Origin of the sequence: Mesorhizobium sp. M7A.F.Ca.MR.362.00.0.0, assembly GCF_004023175.1 — a bacterium.
Taxonomy (GTDB): Bacteria; Pseudomonadota; Alphaproteobacteria; order Rhizobiales; family Rhizobiaceae; genus Mesorhizobium.
On sequence record NZ_RZTF01000425.1, the window covers coordinates 2179 to 3372 of the forward strand.

The window sequence follows — 1194 nt, forward strand, 5'->3', positions numbered from 1 at the left end:
CGTCGGCAGCCGCGACCGGCTGGTGAAGTCGCTCGCCAACGATCGGCGCGGTCTTCGCGCCAGAGGCTTTGCCGTCGTTGCTGCTTAAAGGTGGATGAAGGGGCGCAAAGCGGCGTCTGGACGTATGCGCACTTTCGCCTCGCTTCGCAGACGCCGATGGCGTAAGGAGCGGCCATGGAAAACAACCGATTTGAAACACCTGTGACTGTGAAGTCAGTCGCGGCGGGAAGCACTCAGCTCTTGCGCACGGCGCGTGAGGCTTCCGACTACCTCCTCAACAGCTGGCCCGGCAAGCGCAGCCCCAAGCATCGCGCGGCCCTGCAGGCCTGCCATGACGCACTCGCCGGCGACAAACCGGCGATGAACGCCAGGCGCGCCTTCATCGCGGCAGCACGCGAAGTGGACGTGTTCGTCAGCGACAAGGCGCCCGCCTGACACAAGCCGACATTTGGGGCGGCAATCTGGATTGAGGCACGGCCCGCATCTGCGGGCCGTTTGCCGTCACTTTGCCGTTTCGGTTTCGGCTTCAGTCTCGTCTTCGGGCTTCGAACGTTCCCGCGCTGCAACCTTGGCTGCCAGCTTCTCGGCCTTTTTGGCCGCCTTCTGGCGGTCGCGTTCCTTGCGTTCCTGATCGTAGTTTGGTGGTCGCGCCATATCGGCTCCTTTTCACTGCCTTGCGGCTCTGGTCCTGCCTAGGAGCATTAGCCGTCAAACACAACAGCTGAAGCGATAGTGCGTCGATGATGGCCAGGCTTGCAAGATGTGCGTCGCAATGAAGAGGCCAGGTCCATTATTGCGGCGGCCGATACCTATCGCCATCGATTTGCCGGTCAGATGCCGCTTCGGTCAATCACCAGATCGGCGGCACCAAAACGGTCCTTTGCCGTCAGTTGCTGGTGCCAGTAGGGATAGAGCAAGGGCGGCCGGCTGACCGCGTCGAGGCGCTCGCGCTCCTCGCCGGAGAGCATCAGGCTTGCCGCCGCGATGTTGTCCCGGAACTGCGTTTCCGTCCTGCCGCCGATCACCAGCGAACTGACGGCCGGCCGGCCAAGCAGCCAGGCCAGCGCCACCTGCGCTGCCGACACGCCGCGCTGCGCGCCGATCTCGACAAGCACGTCGACGATCCGCCACAGCCGGTCCTCGTCGCGGATGGGCGGTTCGGACCAGCCCGCGAGTTGGCGGGCGGTGGGGCTG

The 1194-nt window shown here is 64.5% G+C and carries 3 protein-coding genes and 1 pseudogene; 2 read left to right on the forward strand and 2 right to left on the reverse strand.

Annotation, left to right across the window (positions count from 1 at the left end; translation table 11 throughout):
- A pseudogene (locus EOC06_RS44045) lies at window positions 1–88 on the forward strand (GntR family transcriptional regulator); the annotation flags it as partial.
- Window positions 89–174: 86 nt separating this feature from the next.
- Window positions 175–435: a DUF982 domain-containing protein gene (locus EOC06_RS31965; RefSeq protein ID WP_013532263.1), complete on the forward strand. Its 261-nt coding sequence runs from the start codon at window positions 175–177 to the stop codon at window positions 433–435.
- A 66-nt stretch (window positions 436–501) separates the two neighbouring features.
- On the opposite strand, the gene EOC06_RS31970 is transcribed toward EOC06_RS31965, so the two are convergent.
- Together EOC06_RS31970 and EOC06_RS44050 are read right to left on the reverse strand one after the other, a co-directional pair.
- Complete coding sequence (locus EOC06_RS31970; RefSeq protein WP_013532262.1) at window positions 502–654, reverse strand: hypothetical protein; 153 nt, start codon at window positions 652–654, stop codon at window positions 502–504.
- Window positions 655–830: 176 nt separating this feature from the next.
- Window positions 831–1194, reverse strand: a 364-nt coding sequence (locus tag EOC06_RS44050) for an aldo/keto reductase (protein ID WP_245470264.1), incomplete at its 5' end; no start/stop codon positions are given.

Bases quoted from the DNA above. Each gene is read 5' to 3' on its own strand.
- EOC06_RS31970 (WP_013532262.1), bottom strand. From the start codon at position 654: ATGGCGCGACCACCAAACTACGATCAGGAACGCAAGGAACGCGACCGC.
- EOC06_RS31965 (WP_013532263.1), top strand. From the start codon at position 175: ATGGAAAACAACCGATTTGAAACACCTGTGACTGTGAAGTCAGTCGCG.